We start from the raw sequence: 19,460 nt of genomic DNA, 5'->3' as shown, positions 1-19,460 counted from the left end.
GTGTCAGTGAGAGAAAAAGCTTGCTGAATGAGGTCAGGAGACAGGAGGTCAGCGAGGCTTTGAACTTCATCGGGGGCAGTGAGATTGATAATACCGAGAGCTTGTGAAAGTTCCATTTAAAAAGGGTCCATGATGAGCATGAACCCTTTTTACACGAGCCACCGGATCGGTCAACTGATCCTTAAACGATCGGCATTACGCTCCGGCGGGTTTTTTGTTTCTGACCTTTTATGTTGCCTGTCGGACTTCTTTATCGGCTGAAAACGTCACCTGTTTCTGTGCTTCCAGCACCCGCAATCTTTCTGTCAGCGCCTGGCTGATCGAGGCATAAGCGGTACTGCCCAGCGCCAGACGTAGTGGCGGACTGACGGCATCGGCAGCGGTGATCATCGCCCGGACAGTATTTACCGCGTCACCTTTAATGGCGAAATCACCGGATGCCATCGCCCGGCGTACCTCACCGGCGGGTGTCTTTTCATAGCACGGCAAGGGCGTGGCATGATCCAGCCCGGCGCCAAATTCTGTGCTGGTCGGGCCGGGTTCCACGATCAGGAAATCAATGCCAAACGGTGCCACTTCCTGCGCAACGGATTCGACAAACCCTTCAATCCCCCATTTGGTCGCATGATAAAGACTGAAGTTGGGATAAGCGATCTGTCCGCCTTCCGATGAAACCTGCACAATCCGGCCGCCACCTTGTCCGCGCAGGTAGGGTAAAACGGCGCGGATAAGCTGGATCGAACCCACCAGGTTAGTGGCGATCTGCCTGTCGATTTGTTCGTCACTGGTTTCTTCGCCTGCGCCGAACAGGCCATAACCGGCATTGCTGACCACGACATCAATACGTCCCATCTTAGCGAATGCTCCGGCAACGGCTGCTCTGATTGCCGGAGTGTCTGTGACGTCGAGCGTGATGCTATGCAACTGATCGCCATAGATCGCCTGTAAGGCGTCAAGCGCACCCGTCTTGCGTACGGTGGCGATCACCCGGTCACCGCGCTCAAGTAGCTGTTCAGTGAGCAGGCGTCCAAGGCCGGTCGATGTGCCGGTAATAAACCATGTCTTTGCCATTATCAAATGCCTCTGTTGCAGAAGTTGCCAGACATTCAGGGTAGGGCAATACTATTGTTGCGTTAATACCCAATAACCCGCATGAACAGGTGAATATTCCCCACCAATGAGCAAACCATTATTGAGCAAACCGACCCTGGCAGAACTCAGGGCCTTTATGGCTGTTGCTGAACACCGCAGTTTCCGCCGTGCCGCCGATCTTTTAGGCATTACCCGATCCTCGCTCAGCCATATTATGCGCGGGCTTGAAGATCGTCTTGGCGCACGCCTTTTGCACCGCACGACGCGCAGTGTGTCACTGACCGAAACGGGTGAACGCCTGCTGAAACGGATTAATCCGCTGATGAACGGGCTTGATGCGGCGCTGGAAGACGTAGCAGGCGAGCCGGGGAGGCTGACGGGTGAATTACGTATCAACGGCAGCGAGGGCGCTATCCGCTTGTTGTTGCGCAATATTGTGCCGCAATTCATGGCGCGTTATCCCGGTGTGGCGCTGGATCTGGTGGCGGAAGGAAAGCTGGTGGATATTGTCGGGGAAGGGTTTGACGCAGGGATCCGGCTGGGAGAAGCGGTTCCACGGGACATGATCGCTGTGCGGCTCAGCCCCGACATGCGCTTTCTGACCGTGGCTTCGCCGGATTATCTTGCGGCGCATCCCGCCCCTGAAACGCCGGATGATCTCGCCCGCCATCAGTGTCTGCGTCAGCGCCTGCCCAGCGGAAAACGCTATCGCTGGGAGTTCCACAAACGCGGACAGGAAGTGGCGGTGGACGTGCCGGGAAATCTGACGCTGGATAATACGCAACTGATGATTGAGGCCGCACAGGACGGGCTGGGGATCGCGTATGTTCCTGAAGATTATGCGCAGGTTGCGCTGAAAGAAGGGCGGCTGATTGCAGTGCTGGAAGACTGGTGCCCGCCAATCCCCGGTTTGTTTCTCTACTTCGCGGGCAACCGGCATGTGCCCGCGAGCCTGCGGGCATTGATCGAGATGGTCCGGGAGAAAAGCGGTTAAACGCCGCTTTTCACGCCGGATAATTCTGTCAGTCCTGACGCAACACCTGATGTCCGTGGGCGATCAGTGCATCGGTGACTTTACGCATCATGCGGCTTTCGGGCGCAAAACGGTGCCAGTAAAGCATACGGCGCTGGAACAGGCCGGGCGTCAGGTCGATCAGCTCGCCGCTTTCCAACTCTTTCTCGATTTGCAGATGCGGGATCATGCAGCAGGTGGTGCCCTGACGGGCCAGTTGCACAAAGGCTTCCGACGAGTTAACGATGTGGCACGGCACGCTGCCCGGCGATAAATCGAAGTTCTGTTGCAGGAAGGCCTGATGCATATCGTCCAGATGGTCAAACGCTACCGCAGGCGCTTTCAGCAAGGCGGAGCGGGTAACGCCGTTCGGGAAATAGCGATCAGCAAAAGGTTTCGAACCCACAAACAAATAGTCCAGCGCACCAAGCTGATCCACCAGACAGCTCGGCAGTGGCTGGGGTTGAATACTTACCGCGCCCACCACTTCACCACGACGCAGACGTTCCTGCGTGCGCGTTTCGTCTTCCACCTGTAAATTCAGGCGGATAGGGGAATCAACCAGCACTGATTTCAGCGCCGGTAACAGCCAGGTTGCCAGACTGTCGGCGTTGACCGCCAGTGAAAGCAGCAGAGGTGTATCATTGCTTTCATTGTTGCTGTCACTGCCAAGCCACTCTTCTTCCAGTAATTCCACCTGATGTAACAAGGCCAGTAATTTCTGTCCCTGTTCAGTCGGCCGGGGTGGAACGGTACGAACCAGCAGCGGCTGGCCGAACAAATTTTCCAGTTGCTTAATGCGCTGAGAGACGGCCGATTGTGTGATGCAAAGCTTCTGCGCTGCGCGCTCAAAACCGCGCTCACGGATCACCGCGTCCAGTGCCTGCAGCGTTCTATAGTCCGGGCGTTTCATCGGAGTTCTGTCCCTTAGATTTAATTTTATCCGAACACTATGCCACAGATTGTCAGGATTTGTGGTGAGGAAAATCTTTGTGTTTGCAGCACAATTGCACTTAATAAGTGTGATCTGGCTGCGGTGTTGTTTATCCAAATTGCCGGGACATGCTTTATAATCACCGGCACTCTTCGTTCCACCGAACTATTCACGCCACTTACGTGTTATCAGACAGAGAAGCCATTATGACGCAGGAAGAATTGAAAAAAGCAGTCGGCTGGGCCGCACTGGATTACGTCACGTCGGGCACCATTGTCGGTGTCGGTACCGGATCCACCGCCGCACATTTCATTGATGCACTGGGTTCCATCAAAGGCCAGATTGAAGGTGCGGTTTCAAGCTCCGATGCCTCTACCGCAAAACTGAAGAGTCTGGGTATTCATGTTTTCGACAGCAATGAAGTGGATTCGCTGGATGTGTATGTCGATGGCGCGGATGAAATCAACGGCTCGATGCAGATGATCAAAGGGGGTGGCGCTGCGCTGACCCGCGAAAAAATCATTGCCGCGATTGCCAAAAAATTCATCTGTATCGTGGATGCTTCCAAGCAGGTTGATGTGCTGGGTAAATTCCCGCTGCCGGTGGAAGTGATCCAAATGKCGCGCTCTTATGTTGCGCGTGAACTGGTTAAACTCGGCGGCCTGCCGGAATACCGCCAGAATGTGCTGACAGACAATGGCAATGTGATCCTTGATGTGCATAACCTGAACATTCTTGATGCCGTCGCGATGGAAAATAAGATCAACAGTATTGCCGGTGTTGTGACTGTCGGCCTGTTCGCCAACCGGGGTGCTGACGTGGCGCTGGTCGGGACTTCTGAAGGTGTCAAAACCGTCAAACTGAAGTAATCAGAATATAAGCAGAAGATCTGGCTGCTTTAGGGCAAGGCAGCCAGCCTAAGCCTCGTCATTGCGCTGTCATAACGCAATGTTATGAAGATGATAATTTTCTGACTGAATCATCTTTTCTTCAAAGGCTTTAATTTGGTGACTTATGTCACATTTCTGTATTTCTCCTCCTGAACGTCTGGCACAGTAAAATTGAACCAGCATGAAATGCTAAAAACCGGCAGGCGTGCTGAGCCTTCTGCTGGGGGGCAGGCAATCGTTTGTATTGATGATGGCGGATTTTTTGTTATGTTGACTGTGAGCAGTCATCTTGCAGTTCGAATTCAGCCAGAAAAATATAGGGTCGGGAAATGGCAAAAGTATCACTTGAGAAAGACAAGATTAAATTTTTGTTAGTGGAAGGCGTCCACCAAAGTGCGGTTGATACACTCCGTGCCGCGGGTTACACCAATATTGAATTTCACAAAGGTGCTTTAGACACGCAATCGCTGAAAGAATCGATCCGTGATGCGCACTTTGTTGGACTCCGATCGCGTACTCAGCTGACTGAAGAAGTGTTCCAGGCAGCCGAAAAACTGGTGGCTGTTGGGTGTTTCTGTATCGGCACCAATCAGGTAGATCTGAAAGCTGCGACCCGTCGCGGTATTCCGGTCTTTAACGCACCCTTCTCCAACACCCGTTCGGTTGCGGAAATGGTGCTGGGCGAAATGCTGCTGATGATGCGTGGCATTCCTGAAGCTAACGCCAAGGCGCACCGTGGTGTCTGGAACAAATTAGCCGTCGGCTCGTTCGAAGCGCGCGGCAAGCGTCTGGGCATTATCGGTTACGGCCACATTGGTACGCAACTGGGGATCCTGGCGGAAAGCCTGGGGATGCGCGTCTTCTATTATGACATCGAAAGCAAACTGCCTTTGGGCAACGCGCAGCCGATTGCCACACTGGAAGAATTGCTCAATACCAGCGACGTGGTCACGCTGCATGTGCCGGAAACAGCCGGAACCAAAGACATGATCTCCGAGTTGCAACTGGCGCAGATGAAGCCGGGCGCGTTGTTAATCAACGCCTCACGCGGTACGGTCATCGACATTCCTGCTCTGTGCAATGCGCTGCGTAACAAACATCTTTCCGGTGCGGCTATCGACGTCTTCCCGGAAGAACCGGCGACTAACAGTGACCCGTTCAATTCTCCGCTGTGTGAATTTGACAACGTGCTGCTGACGCCGCATATCGGCGGTTCAACGATGGAAGCGCAGGAAGGTATCGGCCTCGAAGTGGCAGGCAAACTGGCGAAATACTCTGACAACGGTTCTACACTGTCAGCGGTCAACTTCCCGGAAGCGTCTCTGCCAGCGCACACCGAGAAAGCCAGCCGTCTGCTGCATATCCACGAAAATCGTCCGGGTGTGCTGACCAGCATCAACCAGATTTTTGCGGAACAGGGTATCARCATTGCTGCGCAGTACCTGCAAACCAGCCCAGAAATCGGTTATGTGGTGATTGATGCGGAAACGGATATCAATACGCTGACTACCGCGCTGCAACTGATGAAGGCGATTCCGGGAACCATTCGTGCCCGTTTGCTTTACTGATAAGCCTTTCTGAAACAGACAAAATACCAACCGCCGAAAGGCGGTTTTTTGTTTTATGGCATCAGGGCGTTAAAAAATGTCTGCAGAGGGAATAAAGGGGGGATCAAAACGTCAGAAGTAAAAGGACAGGGTAATCAGACCGCAGAGGATCATTGATGAAAAAGTGATTTCGAACAGGTAGCGGCGCAGCATCATCTGTCAGTACCTCAGGGCAGAAAACGGAGAAAAAAACACCCGGCGAACCGGGTGTTAAATTTTTCAGTCTTGATAAGAGTGAACAGATTCGTTCACAAAGACTTCTTAGTGACTTCTTATGCTGCCGGAGTTGCTTTAGCCGGAGCAGCTTTCTTAGCATGTTTCACGTGCTTTTTAGCCGCCTGCGCCTTCTGAGCAACAGGAGCCGCTTTCTTAGCGTGTTTCACGTGCTTCTTAGCCGCCTGCGCTTTCTGAGCAACAGGAGCCGCTTTTTTAGCGTGTTTCACGTGTTTCTTAGCCGCCTGCGCCTTCTGAGCGACTGGCGCTTTTTTAGCGGCTTTTTTGTGTTTCTTGGCAGCTTGCGCTTTCTGAACAGGTTTCTTGTGTGCTTTATGCTTAGTGGCATGAGCCGGAGCTGCGGTGGTTGTGGTAGCAGCAGGTGCCGGCGTTGCGGTAGTTTCAGCAGCGAAAGCGACAGAAGACAGGCCCATTGCAGCGGCTACAACCAGAGCTAATACTTTTTTCATCTTTAATTCCTCAGGGATCTTGGTTTGTGTGTCTACCCCACTGCGGGGCCGATGTGAGAATAATAGGCGTGACAAACCTTGCTGTCCGTGAGTGATTGGTTTCGGCATGTAACGGTATGTATAAAGAGAAAGTATTATTAATTTCAATTGGTTGGGTTTTTAAAAAGCGAGGGAGACGTGCGGATTTCAAGCTTAGTTACAACATACTTATGAGGTGTGCTTTCTATTTCTGGCTGGCACTCTGCTTACCGTGGATTTATATCGTCTGGCATCACCATCTCCACACTTTTCCAGGCGTGATGACCTCAGGTAAAGGCACATCCCAGTGTTCCACCGGTAAAGCATCGACATGCTGACAATCGTGCGCTAATCCGATCGGATACGGCCCGCCTTCTTTCCAGCGCTCAAGTGTGCGGTCATAAAAGCCACCACCCATACCTAAACGTTGCCCCGCACTGTCGAACGCCACCAGCGGTGTCAGGATGATATCAAGCTGCGCCAGTGGGATCACCTGCGTGACATCCAGTTGTGGCTCAAGAATGTTGAGCCGGTTGCGCACCAGCGTCGTATCGGGCGTATAACGCAGAAAAAGCAGATTACCCGGCGAGAAAGGGTGCAGCACTGGCAGACAAAGCTGTTTGCCTTCGTTCCACAAACGGGCGATCAACGGTGCGGTATCCAGCTCACCATCAAAGGACAGAAACAGGGAGACTGAACTGGCGGACTGAATTTTCGGATGGGTTGCAACGCGTTCTGCAGCCTGCAGCGCAAAATGAGTTTGCTGTTCAGCGGTCAGCGTATTTCTGCGTTGGCGTATTTCACTGCGGATGGTTTGTCGGGCAGAAGCAAAAAGCGGCGTGTAGGGCATAGATACAAACACCAGAAAGGGATGTACCAAAAAGAAAGGGGAATCTCCGAGATGCCGTCGCAGGCTGTAACCCTTGAACCCATGGTTCAAGGTGAACGTGCTGTCGCAATCTTTAGGCTTCTCGGACGGACCGAGCATGCGCACCGATTACGGATCATCACATTCTGTTGGTACTAATTATCGGCTCAGGGGACGGGCCCGCTGGCGAACATCTCAGAGAAATTTTTTACCGTTTCTGACGACCTGTGACCAGTCAGTCAGCAACGTGTGTTATTCGAAAGGCGCCCCTTCACGTTCAGAGATCCGGCCTTGTTCGAGCAATGCCTGCTCGATGGTTTGTTGCAACATCCGTATACGTTGTTCCATATTGGATGCGTAGTCGCGCGTTTTCAACCTTTCCTGAGCAAGTTCGTGACATACGTTCAATGCCGCGATGAATACCAGTTGCTCCGTATTGGTGACTCTAGTGCGAACTTTCAGATCTTGCAACCGCTGATTAAGATCTTCAGCTGCCAGATTCAGTGCTTCCTGTTGTTCTGGCGGACAATTCACCCGTAAAGAGCGACCAAAAATTTGAATATCTACCGGTTGTGCAGACATGCCACCTTCCTGCTGATTTATTCGTCCGCCCCAACGTGACCACTACGACCTGGCGCAGGATGTTGGAAGCGGGCGCCACTATAACTATCTCAATACCAGGTTACAACCCCATGACCGGCTGACTGCTGCCCGATTGTTCAGAGCGTGCCATTCATGTTTAAGACCACCTCATCACGGGCTGCTAATCTGGTACTACGACAGACCTTGGTGGTAGCATAACACGAACTTAACCTGCCAACGATGGCGAATGCGCATGTCTATAGAGAATACTTACCCTACTTACGATTCGTTGGATCAAAACCTGAAACAACAATCGGTTGCTTTGACCGCAGCAGAAATGCACGGTTTGATCAGTGGTTTGCTGTGCGGTGGCAATCGCGACGGCAGCTGGCTGACGATGGTGCATGATCTGACTAACGAAGGTATGGCCTTCCCGCACACGCTGGCAGATTTGCTGCAACAATTGCGCAAAGTGACGTCAGACACTCTCGAAGATGACAGCTTCGAATTCAAAATGTTGATGCCCGACGATGAAAAACACATCTTTGAGCGTGCCGATGCGCTGGCCGGATGGGTTAACCATTTCCTGCTTGGCCTGGGCATGATGCAGCCAAAACTCGCCAAAGTGAAAGGCGAAGTCGGTGAAGCGATCGACGATTTGCGCAGCATCGCGCAACTGGGCTACGACGAAGATGAAGATCAGGAACAACTGGCGCAATCTTTAGAGGAAGTGGTGGAGTACGTCCGTGTTGCCGCCATTCTGTGCTTTGGTGAATTTGGCCACAGCCGCCCGACGGCTGCGGAAAATCACCGTACTTTGCATTGATGGTACATTGCATTACATAAACTGATTGCACTCATTAAAACGATTTCAGGAGAAGGTGATGACTCAGCAAGAGTACGAGAATCGTCGTCAGGCGCTGTTAGCGAAGATGGCCCCGGGAAGTGCTGCGGTAATTTTTTCTGCGCCCGAAGCACCACGCAGTGCCGACAGTGAATACCCGTATCGTCAGAGCAGTGATTTCTGGTATTTCACCGGTTTCAATGAGCCGGAAGCGGTATTGATCCTGGTGAAAAGTGATGAAAATCATAACCACAGCGTCCTGTTTAACCGCGTCCGTGATCTCACCGCTGAAATCTGGTTTGGTCGTCGTTTAGGTCAGGAAGCCGCGCCCGCCAGGCTTGGCGTGACCAAAGCGCTGCCTTTTGATGATATCAACGATCAGCTTCATCTGCTGCTTAACGGTCTCGACGTGCTGTATCACGCACAGGGCGATTACGCCTATGCGGATGAAATCGTTAACCGTGCCATGGAAAAACTGCGCAAAGGCTTCCGTCAGAATCTCTCGGCCCCGGCCACTGTCACCGACTGGCGTCCGTGGGTGCATGACATGCGCCTGTTCAAATCGGCTGAAGAGATTGCCGTTATGCGCCGCGCCGGACACATCACCGCGCTGGCCCATACCCGTGCGATGGAAAAATGCCGTCCGGGCATGTTCGAATATCAGCTTGAAGGCGAGATTCATCACGAATTCACCCGTCACGGTGCACGTTATCCTTCCTATAACACCATTGTGGGCGGCGGCGAAAACGGCTGCATCCTGCATTACACCGAAAACGAATGTGAACTGCGTGACGGCGATTTAGTGCTGATTGACGCTGGTTGTGAATATCAGGGTTATGCCGGTGATATCACCCGCACGTTCCCGGTGAACGGCAAATTCAGCAAAGCGCAGCGCGAAATCTACGACATCGTGCTGGCGTCAGAATATAAAGCGCTGGAAGTGTTCGGGCCGGGCAGCAGCATTCAGGCCGCGACCGAAGCCGCAGTTCGCGTGATGATTGAAGGTCTGGTCAAACTGGGCGTGATGAAAGGTGATGTTGAAACCCTTTACGCGGAGCAGGCACACCGCCAGTTCTTCATGCACGGTCTTTCCCACTGGCTGGGGCTGGACGTTCATGATGTCGGCCATTATGGCTCAGTGGATCGCAGCCGTACGCTGGAGCCGGGCATGGTGCTGACCGTTGAACCGGGTCTGTATATCGCGCCGGATGCCGACGTACCGGAAGCGTACCGCGGCATCGGTATCCGTATTGAAGACGACATTCTGATCACCACCACCGGTATTGAAATTCTGACCGGCGATGTGGTGAAAGAAGCCGATGATATTGAAGCGTTAATGGCGGCGGCAAAGAAATAATATGAGCATCGTAATTGTTGGCGGCGGCATGACCGGTGCCACGCTGGCGCTGGCGATTTCCTCGCTGACGCAGGGACGTTTGGCGGTGCATCTGGTGGAAGCCACTGCGCCGGAACATCACGGACACCCGGGCTTTGATGCCCGCTCGATTGCGCTGGCACAGGGAACCTGCCAGCAATTATCGCGGGTGGGGATCTGGTCTGCCCTGGCGGCAATCGCCACGCCAATCCGTGATATCCATGTCAGCGATCGTGGTCACGCGGCCTTTGTGAATCTCAATGCCGCGCATTATGGCGTCGAGGCGCTGGGGCAGGTGGTTGAGTTGCATGAAGTCGGTAAGCGCCTGTTTGCGATGCTGAAAAATGCACCCGGCGTCACGCTGCATTGTCCGGCGAAAGTTATGGATGTCGCGCGTTCACAAGATTCCGCCAGCGTGACGCTCGACAGCGGTCAAACGCTGACAGCACAGCTTTTGGTGGCCGCTGACGGTTCGCATTCTTCGCTGGCAAAAGCCTGCAATATTGGCTGGCAGCGTGAAGATTATGGCCAGATTGCCGTCATCGCCAACGTGGCGACCAGCGAGCCGCACCACAATCGTGCTTTCGAGCGTTTCACCCAACACGGTCCGCTGGCACTGCTGCCGATGTCCGATGGCCGCAGTTCACTGGTCTGGTGTCATCCGCGCGAAGCGAAAGGCAAGATTGATCACTGGAGCGAAGCGCAGTTCCTCAGTGAGTTGCAAAAAGCTTTCGGCTGGCGACTGGGCACCTTCCGGCAGGCCGGTAAACGGTTCAGTTATCCGCTGCAATTACAGCAAGCCAATAGTCACATCAGCCACCGTCTGGCGCTGGTTGGCAACGCGGCGCAAACGCTGCATCCGATTGCCGGACAGGGTTTTAACCTCGGTCTGCGTGACGTCATGACGCTGGCGGAAACACTGGCTAATGCTGCTGCACAAGGTGCCGATGTCGGCAGTTACCGCGTGCTGAGTGAATATCAGCAGCGCCGTCAGCCCGATCAGCAGGCAACCGTCGGCGTTACCGATGGCTTGATCCACCTCTTTGCCAACCGCTGGCTGCCGTTAATGGTCGGGCGCAATCTCGGTTTACTGGCGATGGAAGGCATTACGCCATTACGCGATGCTTTCACTCGCAGAACGTTAGGTTGGGTTGACCGTTAATCCCTACAGGAAAAATTATGCAATCTTTTGATGTGGTTATCGCCGGTGGCGGAATGGTTGGTCTGGCGCTGGCGTGCGGATTACAGGGCAGCGGTCTGCGTGTTGCCGTACTGGAAAATCAGCAGCCGGATCTTGATACGCCCTTGCCGGAACAGCCTGGCTTGCGGGTTTCAGCGATCAATGCTGCCAGTGAACGTCTGCTGAAATATATCGGCGTCTGGGACAACATTATTGCGCAGCGTGCCAATGCCTATCAGGGGATGGAAGTCTGGGATCGCGACAGCTTCGGCAAAATCGCGTTCCGCGGCGAAGAATACGGTTTCAGCCATCTGGGCCATATTATTGAAAATCAGGTGATCCACCGCGCCTTGTGGCAACGTGCGGAAAAATCTTCCGACATCACATTGCTCACACCGGCAACACTGAAAAATGTGGCGTGGGGAGAAAATGAAGCCTTCATTACCCTGAGTGATGAACGTCAGCTCAGCGCGCGTTTAGTGGTCGGCGCGGATGGCGCACAGTCGTGGCTGCGTAAGCACGCCGATATTCCGCTGACCTTCTGGGATTATCGCCATCATGCACTGGTGGCGACCATACGCACTGAAGAACCGCACCAGTCTGTCGCAAGGCAGGTATTCCACGGCGAAGGTATTCTGGCATTTCTGCCGCTGGCGGATGCACATCTGTCTTCTATCGTCTGGTCAGTGTCACCGGATGAAGCGCAGCGCCTGAGTGCGCTTGAGCCGGAAGAGTTCAACAAAATCCTTGCCAGTACCTTTGACCTGCGTCTGGGTATTTGTACCGTAGAAAGCGATCGCGTGACCTTTCCGCTGACCGGCCGTTATGCCCGCAGTTTTGCCGGACAACGTCTGGCGCTGGTGGGCGATGCGGCACACACCGTGCATCCGCTGGCCGGGCAGGGTGTCAACTTAGGTTTTATGGATGCCGCAGAACTGGCCTCCGAAATCAAACGCCTGCAAAAAGAAGGCAAAGATTTCGGCCAGCACATGTACCTGCGTCGTTACGAGCGTCGTCGTAAACACAGCGCTGCGCTGATGCTTGCCGGGATGCAGGGCTTCCGCGAACTGTTTGCCGGTGACAATCCGGCCAAAAAACTGCTGCGTGATATTGGCCTGACGCTGGCGGATTCCCTGCCGGGCGTGAAGCCGAAACTGGTCCGCCAGGCAATGGGGCTGAATGATTTACCGGAATGGTTACGGGACGATTCGCTTCGATTGAAATAATCTAATTTTAGCTCAATTTTTCCATTACATTTTCTAATCCGGGGCCGGATTTCTCATTCTGCAAATGGTGAGAAATCCGGCCTTGTCGTTATATAACATCGATACTTTTGATGTTTATTTGTAGATTTTGCGCCACAAACCCCAGTTTACCAGTCAAAAACTCTGCACAATGCCCTTGTGAGATCACTGACATTCATTCTGCTCTGCATATTTTAACTTATGGTTAGCAGGGAGATTCAGTGGTAAGTTCGAGCAAGGGTATCGTTTGCGCCACCACGCAAAATCCCGTCATCATTCGAGCTATCTCCGCGTTGGCTTCCTTCGCGAACCCCGGTCACATACTTATGTATGCTCCCGGGGATTCACTCAGTTGCCGCCTTGATCTAACACGAATGATTTTGGGTTTTTACGTGGTGTGCCGTTTATGCATTTGTATTCAAATGAGGAATAAGATGGTTAAGCAGACTCAGCTTTATGAACAACATGTTGCGTGCGGTGCGCGTATGGTCGATTTCCACGGCTGGATGATGCCTCTGCATTACGGCTCCCAACTGGATGAACACCACATCGTGCGTCAGGATGCCGGTATGTTTGACGTCTCGCACATGACCATTGTCGATCTCCACGGTGCCCGTACCCGTGAATTCCTCCGTTACCTGCTGGCGAACGATGTCGCCAAACTCACCGTTCCCGGCAAAGCGCTCTATACCGGTATGCTCAATGCGTCCGGCGGCGTGATCGACGACCTGATTGTTTACTTCCTCAACGAAAATTATTTCCGTCTGGTGGTTAACTCCGCTACCCGCGAGAAAGATCTGGCATGGATTTCGCAGCATGCAGAACCGTACGCTGTTGAACTGACGGTGCGTGATGATCTGGCGCTGGTCGCTGTACAGGGGCCGCAGGCGAAAGAAAAAGCGGAAACCTTGTTTACCGCCGGGCAAAAACAAGCTGTCGCGGGCATGAAGCCGTTCTTTGGCGTGCAGTCCGGCGACCTGTTTATCGCGACAACCGGTTATACCGGCGAAGCGGGTTATGAAATCGCGCTGCCGCAAGAGCAGGTGGCGGATTTCTGGCAGAAATTGCTGGCAGCAGACGTGAAGCCCGCCGGTCTGGGCGCGCGCGACACGCTGCGTCTGGAAGCCGGTATGAATCTCTACGGTCAGGAAATGGACGAAGGCGTTTCGCCGCTGGCGGCCAACATGGGCTGGACCATCGCCTGGACACCGGAAGACCGTCACTTTATTGGCCGTGACGCACTGGAAAGACAGCGCGAGCAGGGCACCGAACAGCTGGTCGGCCTGGTGATGACCGAGAAAGGTGTATTGCGTAACGAACTGCCGGTGCGATTCACCGACAGCGCGGGCAACACGCTGGAAGGCGTGATCACCAGCGGGTCATTCTCTCCGACGCTGGGCTACAGTATTGCACTGGCACGCGTTCCGGCAGGCATTGGCGAAAATGCCATTGTGCAGATCCGCAACCGTGAAATGCCGGTAAAAGTCACCAAACCCGGTTTTGTCCGTAACGGCAAACCGCTGGTGCAGTAACGAATTCGTGATAAAAATTATCCGGTTAACGCTGAATTAAGCACTTTTTTTGGAGAAAGTAACATGAGCAATGTTCCAGCAGATTTGAAATACGCATCCTCCCACGAGTGGATACGTTCAGAAGGCAACGGCGTTTATACCGTAGGCATCACCGAACACGCACAGGAGTTACTGGGCGATATGGTTTTCGTTGATCTGCCAGAAGTCGGCCGTGAAGTTGCCGCCGGTGAAGATTGCGCCGTGGCTGAATCCGTCAAAGCGGCGTCAGATATTTACTCTCCAATTAGCGGCGAAATCGTTGCAGTTAACAGCGAACTGGAAGGTTCTCCGGAGCTGGTCAACAGCGAGCCATACGGCACCGGTTTCCTGTTCCAGATTAAAGCGTCAGACGAAAGCGAACTGGCCAAGCTGCTTGATGCACAAGCCTACTCAGCGTCCATCGACGAGTAATTACACATTGCATTACCCGCCCCGCAACCCGCTTGCGGGGCAGTTCCAGACCCGTAGCTTTTGTCAGTATCCCAAGACACCTCCAGCAGATTTCAGGAATGCGTAGCAAATGACTCAGACTCTCAGCCAACTCGAACACAGCGAAGCCTTTATCGGCCGCCACATCGGTCCGTCTTCTCAGCAGCAGCAACAGATGCTGGAGACGGTCGGTGCGGATTCTTTAAATGCGCTGATCCAGCAGATCGTTCCGGTCGATATCCAGTTACCTGGCCCGCCGGCTGTCGGTGATGCCGTCACGGAACATCAGGCGCTGGCTGAGCTGAAAGCCATTGCCAGCCAGAATCAACGCTATAAATCCTACATCGGTATGGGTTACAGCGCGGTGCTGACACCGCCGGTTATCCAGCGCAATATGCTGGAAAATCCGGGCTGGTACACCGCGTACACGCCGTATCAGCCGGAAGTATCACAGGGCCGTCTTGAAGCGCTGCTGAACTTCCAGCAACTGACTTTAGACTTAACGGGGCTGGATCTGGCTTCTGCTTCTTTGCTTGATGAAGCGACTGCTGCAGCCGAAGCGATGGCGCTGGCAAAACGTGCCAGCAAACTCAAAGATGCCAACCGTTTCTTCGTGGCAGACGACGTGCATCCGCAAACGCTGGATGTGGTACGCACCCGCGCGGAAACCTTCGGTTTTGACATCATCGTTGATAAAGCCGAAAAAGTGCTCGAGCTGGAAGGCGTGTTCGGCGTGCTGCTGCAGCAGGTTGGCACCACCGGTGAAGTTCACGATTACACCGCGCTGCTGGGCGAACTGAAATCCCGCAAAATTATTACCAGCGTTGCCGCTGATATTATGGCGCTGGTGCTGCTGGCTGCACCGGGCAAGCAGGGCGCAGACGTGGTCTTCGGTTCCGCGCAACGCTTTGGCGTGCCGATGGGCTACGGTGGTCCGCACGCGGCATTCTTCGCCTGTGTAGACGAATTCAAACGTTCCATGCCGGGCCGTATCATCGGGGTTTCCCGTGATGCCGCAGGCAAAACTGCACTGCGTATGGCGATGCAGACCCGCGAGCAACATATCCGCCGCGAAAAAGCCAACTCCAACATTTGTACCTCGCAGGTTTTACTGGCGAATATTGCCAGTCTGTATGCGGTATTCCACGGTCCTGAAGGCCTGAAACGCATTGCGTCACGTATTCACCGTCTGACCGACATTCTGGCCGCTGGCCTGAAACAGGGTGGCCTGACGCTGCGTCATAACACCTGGTTTGACACGCTGACTGTTGAAGTCAAAGACAAAGCCGCCGTGCTGGAACGCGCGCTGAGTTTCGGTCTGAACCTGCGTACTGACATTCACGGCGCAGTCGGTATCACCCTCGACGAAGCCACGTCCCGCGAAGACGTTCAGGTTCTGTTCGCTGCCCTGCTGGGTGACGACAACGGTCTGGATATCGACAAACTGGACAAGGCGGCATCGACCGACAGCAACTCCATTCCTGCTGCTATGCTGCGTGTGGATCCGATCCTGACCCATCCGGTATTCAACCAGTACCACAGCGAAACCGAGATGATGCGTTATATGCACCGTCTGGAGAAAAAAGATCTGGCGCTGAATCAGGCCATGATCCCGCTGGGTTCCTGCACCATGAAACTGAACGCTGCGGCAGAAATGATCCCGATAACCTGGCCGGAATTTGCCGATCTGCACCCGTTCTGTCCGACAGAACAGGCTGGCGGTTATCAGCAGATGATTGGTCAGTTGTCACAATGGCTGGTTCAGCTTACCGGTTACGACGCAGTTTGCATGCAGCCAAACTCCGGCGCGCAGGGCGAATACGCGGGTCTGCTGGCCATCCGTCGTTACCACGAAAGCCGTAACGAAAGCGGTCGTCACATCTGCCTGATCCCAAGTTCAGCGCACGGCACCAACCCGGCTTCCGCGCAGATGGCGAGCATGACCGTCGTAGTGGTTGCGTGTGATAAACAGGGCAACATCGACCTGAGCGACCTGCGTGAGAAAGCGGCGAAAGCGGGCGATGAGCTGTCTTGTATCATGGTGACGTACCCTTCAACGCACGGCGTTTACGAAGAAACTATCCGCGAAGTTTGCCAGATTGTGCATCAGTACGGCGGTCAGGTTTACCTCGACGGCGCGAATATGAACGCACAGGTCGGCATTACCACGCCGGGTTACATCGGCGCGGACGTCTCGCACCTTAACCTGCATAAAACCTTCTGTATCCCGCACGGCGGCGGCGGTCCTGGCATGGGTCCGATTGGGGTGAAAGCGCATCTGGCGCCGTTCGTTCCGGGTCACAGCGTGGTGCAGATTGACGGCGTGCTGACGCAAAACGGCGCGGTTTCTGCGGCACCGTTCGGCAGTGCTTCCATCCTGCCAATCAGCTGGATGTATATCCGCATGATGGGCGCGGAAGGTCTGAAACAAGCCAGCCAGGTGGCAATTCTGAATGCGAACTACATCGCGACCCGTCTGAAAGACGCGTATCCGGTGCTGTATACCGGCCGTGATGGTCGTGTGGCGCACGAATGCATTCTGGATATTCGTCCGCTGAAAGAGACGACCGGTATCAGTGAAATGGATATCGCCAAGCGTCTGATCGACTACGGATTCCATGCCCCGACCATGTCCTTCCCGGTGGCCGGTACGCTGATGGTTGAACCAACCGAATCAGAAAGCAAAGTGGAACTGGATCGCTTCATTGATGCGCTGCTGGCAATCCGCAGTGAAATCGACCGCGTGGCGCAAGGCGAATGGCCGCTGGCAGACAACCCGCTGGTGAATGCACCGCACGTGCAGAACGAGCTGGTCAGCGACTGGAACCATCCGTACACCCGCGAAGTGGCGGTATTCCCGGCCGGTTACGACAACAAGTACTGGCCGACGGTGAAACGTCTGGATGACGTGTACGGGGACAGGAATTTGTTCTGTTCGTGTGTACCGATGTCAGATTACGAGTAAGACGCCGATCTGCTCCTCGCTGAGAAGGGTGAGGAGTAAAAAACTCGGGCTGCTCCCTCCCCTGCGAAGGGGAGGGTTGGGGTGGGGTATTAAGGTCAGAATCCAAAAATTAAAGTTAGCTTTGTCAAAGTGTTAGTCCTTAAAACCCCCTCCCGGCCTCCCCCTTCGCAGGGGGAGGAGTAAGCACTTTCCTCATTTCCCCCAATGGAATCTTACACTCATGAAAATCGCTCTCGTCACCGGCGGCAGTCGCGGTATCGGCCGTGCAACGGCTCTTCTTCTTGCGCAGCAGGGTTACGCCGTCGGTGTGAATTACGTGAATAACGAAACCGCAGCGCAATCTGTCATCAATGAAATCCATCAGTCCGGTGGCAAAGCCATCGCGCTGAAGGCTGATATTTCCGATGAAGCGCAGGTTGTCACGATGTTCAAACAGCTGAGCAACGAACTCGGCCCGGTCACCGCGCTGGTGAATAATGCCGGGATTTTGTTCCAGCAGACGACCATTGAAAATCTCTCTGCTGCACGTATCAACAAAGTGCTGACGACTAACGTGACCGGGTATTTTCTGTGCTGCCGCGAGGCGGTGAAAATCATGTCGCACCGGCATGGCGGAAAAGGCGGGGCGATTGTGAATGTGTCCTCGGCGGCTTCCCGTTTAGGTGCGCCGGGTGAATATGTCGATTACGCGGCATCGAAAGGTGCGGTGGATACCCTGACAACCGGTCTGGCGCTGGAAGTGGCGGCGTACGGTATCCGCGTTAACTGTGTGCGTCCGGGTCTGATCTACACCGAAATGCACGCCAGTGGCGGTGAGCCGGGGCGGGTCGATCGCGTGAAAGCCAATCTGCCGATGCAGCGCGGCGGTCAGCCGGAAGAAGTCGCACAGGCGATTGCCTGGTTGCTGTCGGATTCCGCCTCTTACGCCACCGGCAGCTTTCTCGATCTGGCTGGCGGCAGATAGTCAGCGTAAATCATTGATAGCGGGGTTCGCTCCCCGTTCACTCCCCCAAAACGGTCAAATCCACACAACCGGTCATTAACGGTCATTAAATTGCACGAGGAATTGTGACCGTTTGCAAATCTGTTGCTGTTCTGTTGCAACGCAAATGACGATTTAATGCCGTTCCCACCACAGATCCAAACTTTAACATTTCATCTTTTCTCACCTTTTCGTGACAACTATCACAGGACGATTGTGGCAAAAAATGCGCACAGTCGCCTTTGAGGCACTGCGCATTCCATAAACATCCGGCTGCGTATCCTATTTGACATCGGGAAAGAGGAATCACCACATGCTGCCAGTAGAGCGACATCGATATATCACCGAAATTCTCAGCCAGCGCGGACGCATTCTTGTGCAGGAAGTGGCGCAGTTATGCCGCATCTCGCTGGAAACCGCGCGGCGGGATCTGGCGCTGCTGGAAAAGCGTGGCGTGCTGTTACGCAGCCATGGCGGCGCGGTGTTTAAAGAACATTCGGCGGCAGAAAAAACCTATGTGCCGTCGCAGATTGAACAGGGTGAATCCTTTCGTGACCGCAGCAATCAGTCGCCGGACAGCAAAACGCGTATCGCCAAACGGGCGTTACAGCTGATCAATCCCGGCGATTGCCTGCTGCTCGACAGCAGTTCCAGCAGCTGGTTTCTGGCGCGCCAGTTGCCTGACATTCAGCTGGTGGTGCTGACCAACTCGGTGCACATCATTCAGACGCTGGCGGTGAAAGCTAACGTGCGGGTGATCGGACTGGGCGGCGAATACTCGGCGAAGTATGAAGATTTTGTCGGCGTGCTGGCTGAACAAATGCTGAAAGAGTTCGTCATCAACAAACTGTTTTTCTCCTGTCACGGCATCAGCCACGAAGGCGGTATCCGTGAAAGTAACGAGCATCACGCACGGCTGAAACAGCAAATGCTGCTTTCCTCCGAGCACAAAATTTTGCTGGCTGACTCCAGCAAATTCGGCCGCCGCTCTTTTGCGCGGATCTGCCACTACCGGGAAATCGACACACTGATAACAGACCATCTGGAGGATGAAGAATTCCGCCAGGAACTGGCCTGGAGCAACGTTAACGTGATTGAAGTTTCTCCGTCACCCCTACAGAAAAAAACTAAAAACAGCCGCAACGGCCCGTTAGCTGCGGCACATAACTGACCTCCCAGGAGAG

The 19,460-nt window shown here is 54.1% G+C and carries 18 protein-coding genes and 1 other RNA gene; 12 read left to right on the top strand and 7 right to left on the bottom strand.

The window, feature by feature from the left end:
* Positions 1–228: 228 nt before the first annotated feature.
* On the bottom strand, positions 229–1,071 hold the full coding sequence (locus tag AC1DUO_RS14755) for an SDR family oxidoreductase (protein WP_119261926.1): 843 nt from the start codon (positions 1,069–1,071) through the stop codon (positions 229–231).
* A 106-nt stretch (positions 1,072–1,177) separates the two neighbouring features.
* Here AC1DUO_RS14755 and AC1DUO_RS14750 point away from each other — a divergent pair, with 106 nt between their 5' ends.
* Entirely contained in the window at positions 1,178–2,086 is a 909-nt protein-coding gene (locus AC1DUO_RS14750) for a LysR family transcriptional regulator (RefSeq protein ID WP_015690335.1), read from the top strand.
* Between the two features lie 28 nt (positions 2,087–2,114).
* Here the strand turns inward: AC1DUO_RS14750 and AC1DUO_RS14745 are convergent, their stop codons facing one another.
* Positions 2,115–3,017: a LysR family transcriptional regulator ArgP gene (locus tag AC1DUO_RS14745; protein ID WP_013576793.1), complete on the bottom strand. Its 903-nt coding sequence runs from the start codon at positions 3,015–3,017 to the stop codon at positions 2,115–2,117.
* A 227-nt stretch (positions 3,018–3,244) separates the two neighbouring features.
* Between AC1DUO_RS14745 and rpiA the strand changes: the two genes are divergently transcribed.
* The gene (rpiA, locus tag AC1DUO_RS14740) at positions 3,245–3,907 is read left to right on the top strand and encodes a ribose-5-phosphate isomerase RpiA (protein ID WP_477987751.1); all 663 of its coding nucleotides are present in this window, start codon (positions 3,245–3,247) and stop codon (positions 3,905–3,907) included.
* A 350-nt stretch (positions 3,908–4,257) separates the two neighbouring features.
* On the top strand, positions 4,258–5,496 hold the full coding sequence (serA, locus tag AC1DUO_RS14735) for a phosphoglycerate dehydrogenase (RefSeq protein ID WP_477987749.1): 1,239 nt from the start codon (positions 4,258–4,260) through the stop codon (positions 5,494–5,496).
* 111 nt (positions 5,497–5,607) lie between these two features.
* On the opposite strand, the gene ydgU is transcribed toward serA, so the two are convergent.
* The 5 genes from ydgU to zapA form a co-directional block, all read right to left on the bottom strand.
* A complete protein-coding gene (gene ydgU, locus AC1DUO_RS14730; protein ID WP_455769640.1) occupies positions 5,608–5,688 on the bottom strand; it encodes a small membrane protein YdgU in 81 nt (26 codons plus the stop codon).
* A gap of 119 nt (positions 5,689–5,807) precedes the next feature.
* Positions 5,808–6,218 (bottom strand): acid resistance repetitive basic protein Asr, encoded by a 411-nt coding sequence (gene asr, locus AC1DUO_RS14725; protein ID WP_013576790.1) that lies wholly within the window; start codon positions 6,216–6,218, stop codon positions 5,808–5,810.
* Positions 6,219–6,489: 271 nt separating this feature from the next.
* Positions 6,490–7,086, bottom strand: coding sequence for a 5-formyltetrahydrofolate cyclo-ligase (locus AC1DUO_RS14720; protein WP_119261923.1), 597 nt, complete (start codon positions 7,084–7,086; stop codon positions 6,490–6,492).
* Positions 7,087–7,125: 39 nt separating this feature from the next.
* A non-coding RNA gene (gene ssrS, locus AC1DUO_RS14715) (6S RNA) lies at positions 7,126–7,309 on the bottom strand.
* 47 nt (positions 7,310–7,356) lie between these two features.
* Positions 7,357–7,686 carry a cell division protein ZapA gene (zapA, locus tag AC1DUO_RS14710; protein WP_013576788.1) on the bottom strand — a complete coding sequence of 110 codons (330 nt, stop codon included), beginning with the start codon at positions 7,684–7,686 and terminating at the stop codon, positions 7,357–7,359.
* A gap of 253 nt (positions 7,687–7,939) precedes the next feature.
* Between zapA and AC1DUO_RS14705 the strand changes: the two genes are divergently transcribed.
* The 9 genes from AC1DUO_RS14705 to AC1DUO_RS14665 all read left to right on the top strand — a co-directional run bounded on the left by AC1DUO_RS14705 (position 7,940) and on the right by AC1DUO_RS14665 (position 19,447).
* On the top strand, positions 7,940–8,512 hold the full coding sequence (locus AC1DUO_RS14705; protein WP_015690331.1) for a YecA/YgfB family protein: 573 nt from the start codon (positions 7,940–7,942) through the stop codon (positions 8,510–8,512).
* Between the two features lie 58 nt (positions 8,513–8,570).
* Positions 8,571–9,887, top strand: coding sequence for a Xaa-Pro aminopeptidase (gene pepP / locus AC1DUO_RS14700; RefSeq protein ID WP_013576786.1), 1,317 nt, complete (start codon positions 8,571–8,573; stop codon positions 9,885–9,887).
* Position 9,888: 1 nt separating this feature from the next.
* On the top strand, positions 9,889–11,067 hold the full coding sequence (ubiH, locus tag AC1DUO_RS14695; protein WP_013576785.1) for a 2-octaprenyl-6-methoxyphenyl hydroxylase: 1,179 nt from the start codon (positions 9,889–9,891) through the stop codon (positions 11,065–11,067).
* Between the two features lie 17 nt (positions 11,068–11,084).
* Positions 11,085–12,311 carry an FAD-dependent 2-octaprenylphenol hydroxylase gene (gene ubiI / locus AC1DUO_RS14690; protein ID WP_112150871.1) on the top strand — a complete coding sequence of 409 codons (1,227 nt, stop codon included), beginning with the start codon at positions 11,085–11,087 and terminating at the stop codon, positions 12,309–12,311.
* Positions 12,312–12,763: 452 nt separating this feature from the next.
* Entirely contained in the window at positions 12,764–13,861 is a 1,098-nt protein-coding gene (gene gcvT, locus AC1DUO_RS14685) for a glycine cleavage system aminomethyltransferase GcvT (protein WP_119261922.1), read from the top strand.
* 63 nt (positions 13,862–13,924) lie between these two features.
* Entirely contained in the window at positions 13,925–14,311 is a 387-nt protein-coding gene (gcvH, locus tag AC1DUO_RS14680; RefSeq protein ID WP_112150869.1) for a glycine cleavage system protein GcvH, read from the top strand.
* 109 nt (positions 14,312–14,420) lie between these two features.
* Positions 14,421–17,294, top strand: a complete 2,874-nt coding sequence (gcvP, locus tag AC1DUO_RS14675; protein ID WP_013576781.1) for an aminomethyl-transferring glycine dehydrogenase — start codon at positions 14,421–14,423, stop codon at positions 17,292–17,294.
* Positions 17,295–17,514: 220 nt separating this feature from the next.
* Positions 17,515–18,258, top strand: coding sequence for an SDR family oxidoreductase (locus AC1DUO_RS14670; RefSeq protein ID WP_119261921.1), 744 nt, complete (start codon positions 17,515–17,517; stop codon positions 18,256–18,258).
* Positions 18,259–18,589: 331 nt separating this feature from the next.
* Complete coding sequence (locus AC1DUO_RS14665) at positions 18,590–19,447, top strand: DeoR/GlpR family DNA-binding transcription regulator (RefSeq protein WP_013576779.1); 858 nt, start codon at positions 18,590–18,592, stop codon at positions 19,445–19,447.
* The last annotated feature ends 13 nt before the right edge of the window (positions 19,448–19,460 follow it).

Source organism: Rahnella sp. P4_A8, from assembly GCF_056402435.1.
Note: the sequence above shows the minus strand (reverse complement) of the source record. Positions and strands in the feature narration are given on the sequence as shown.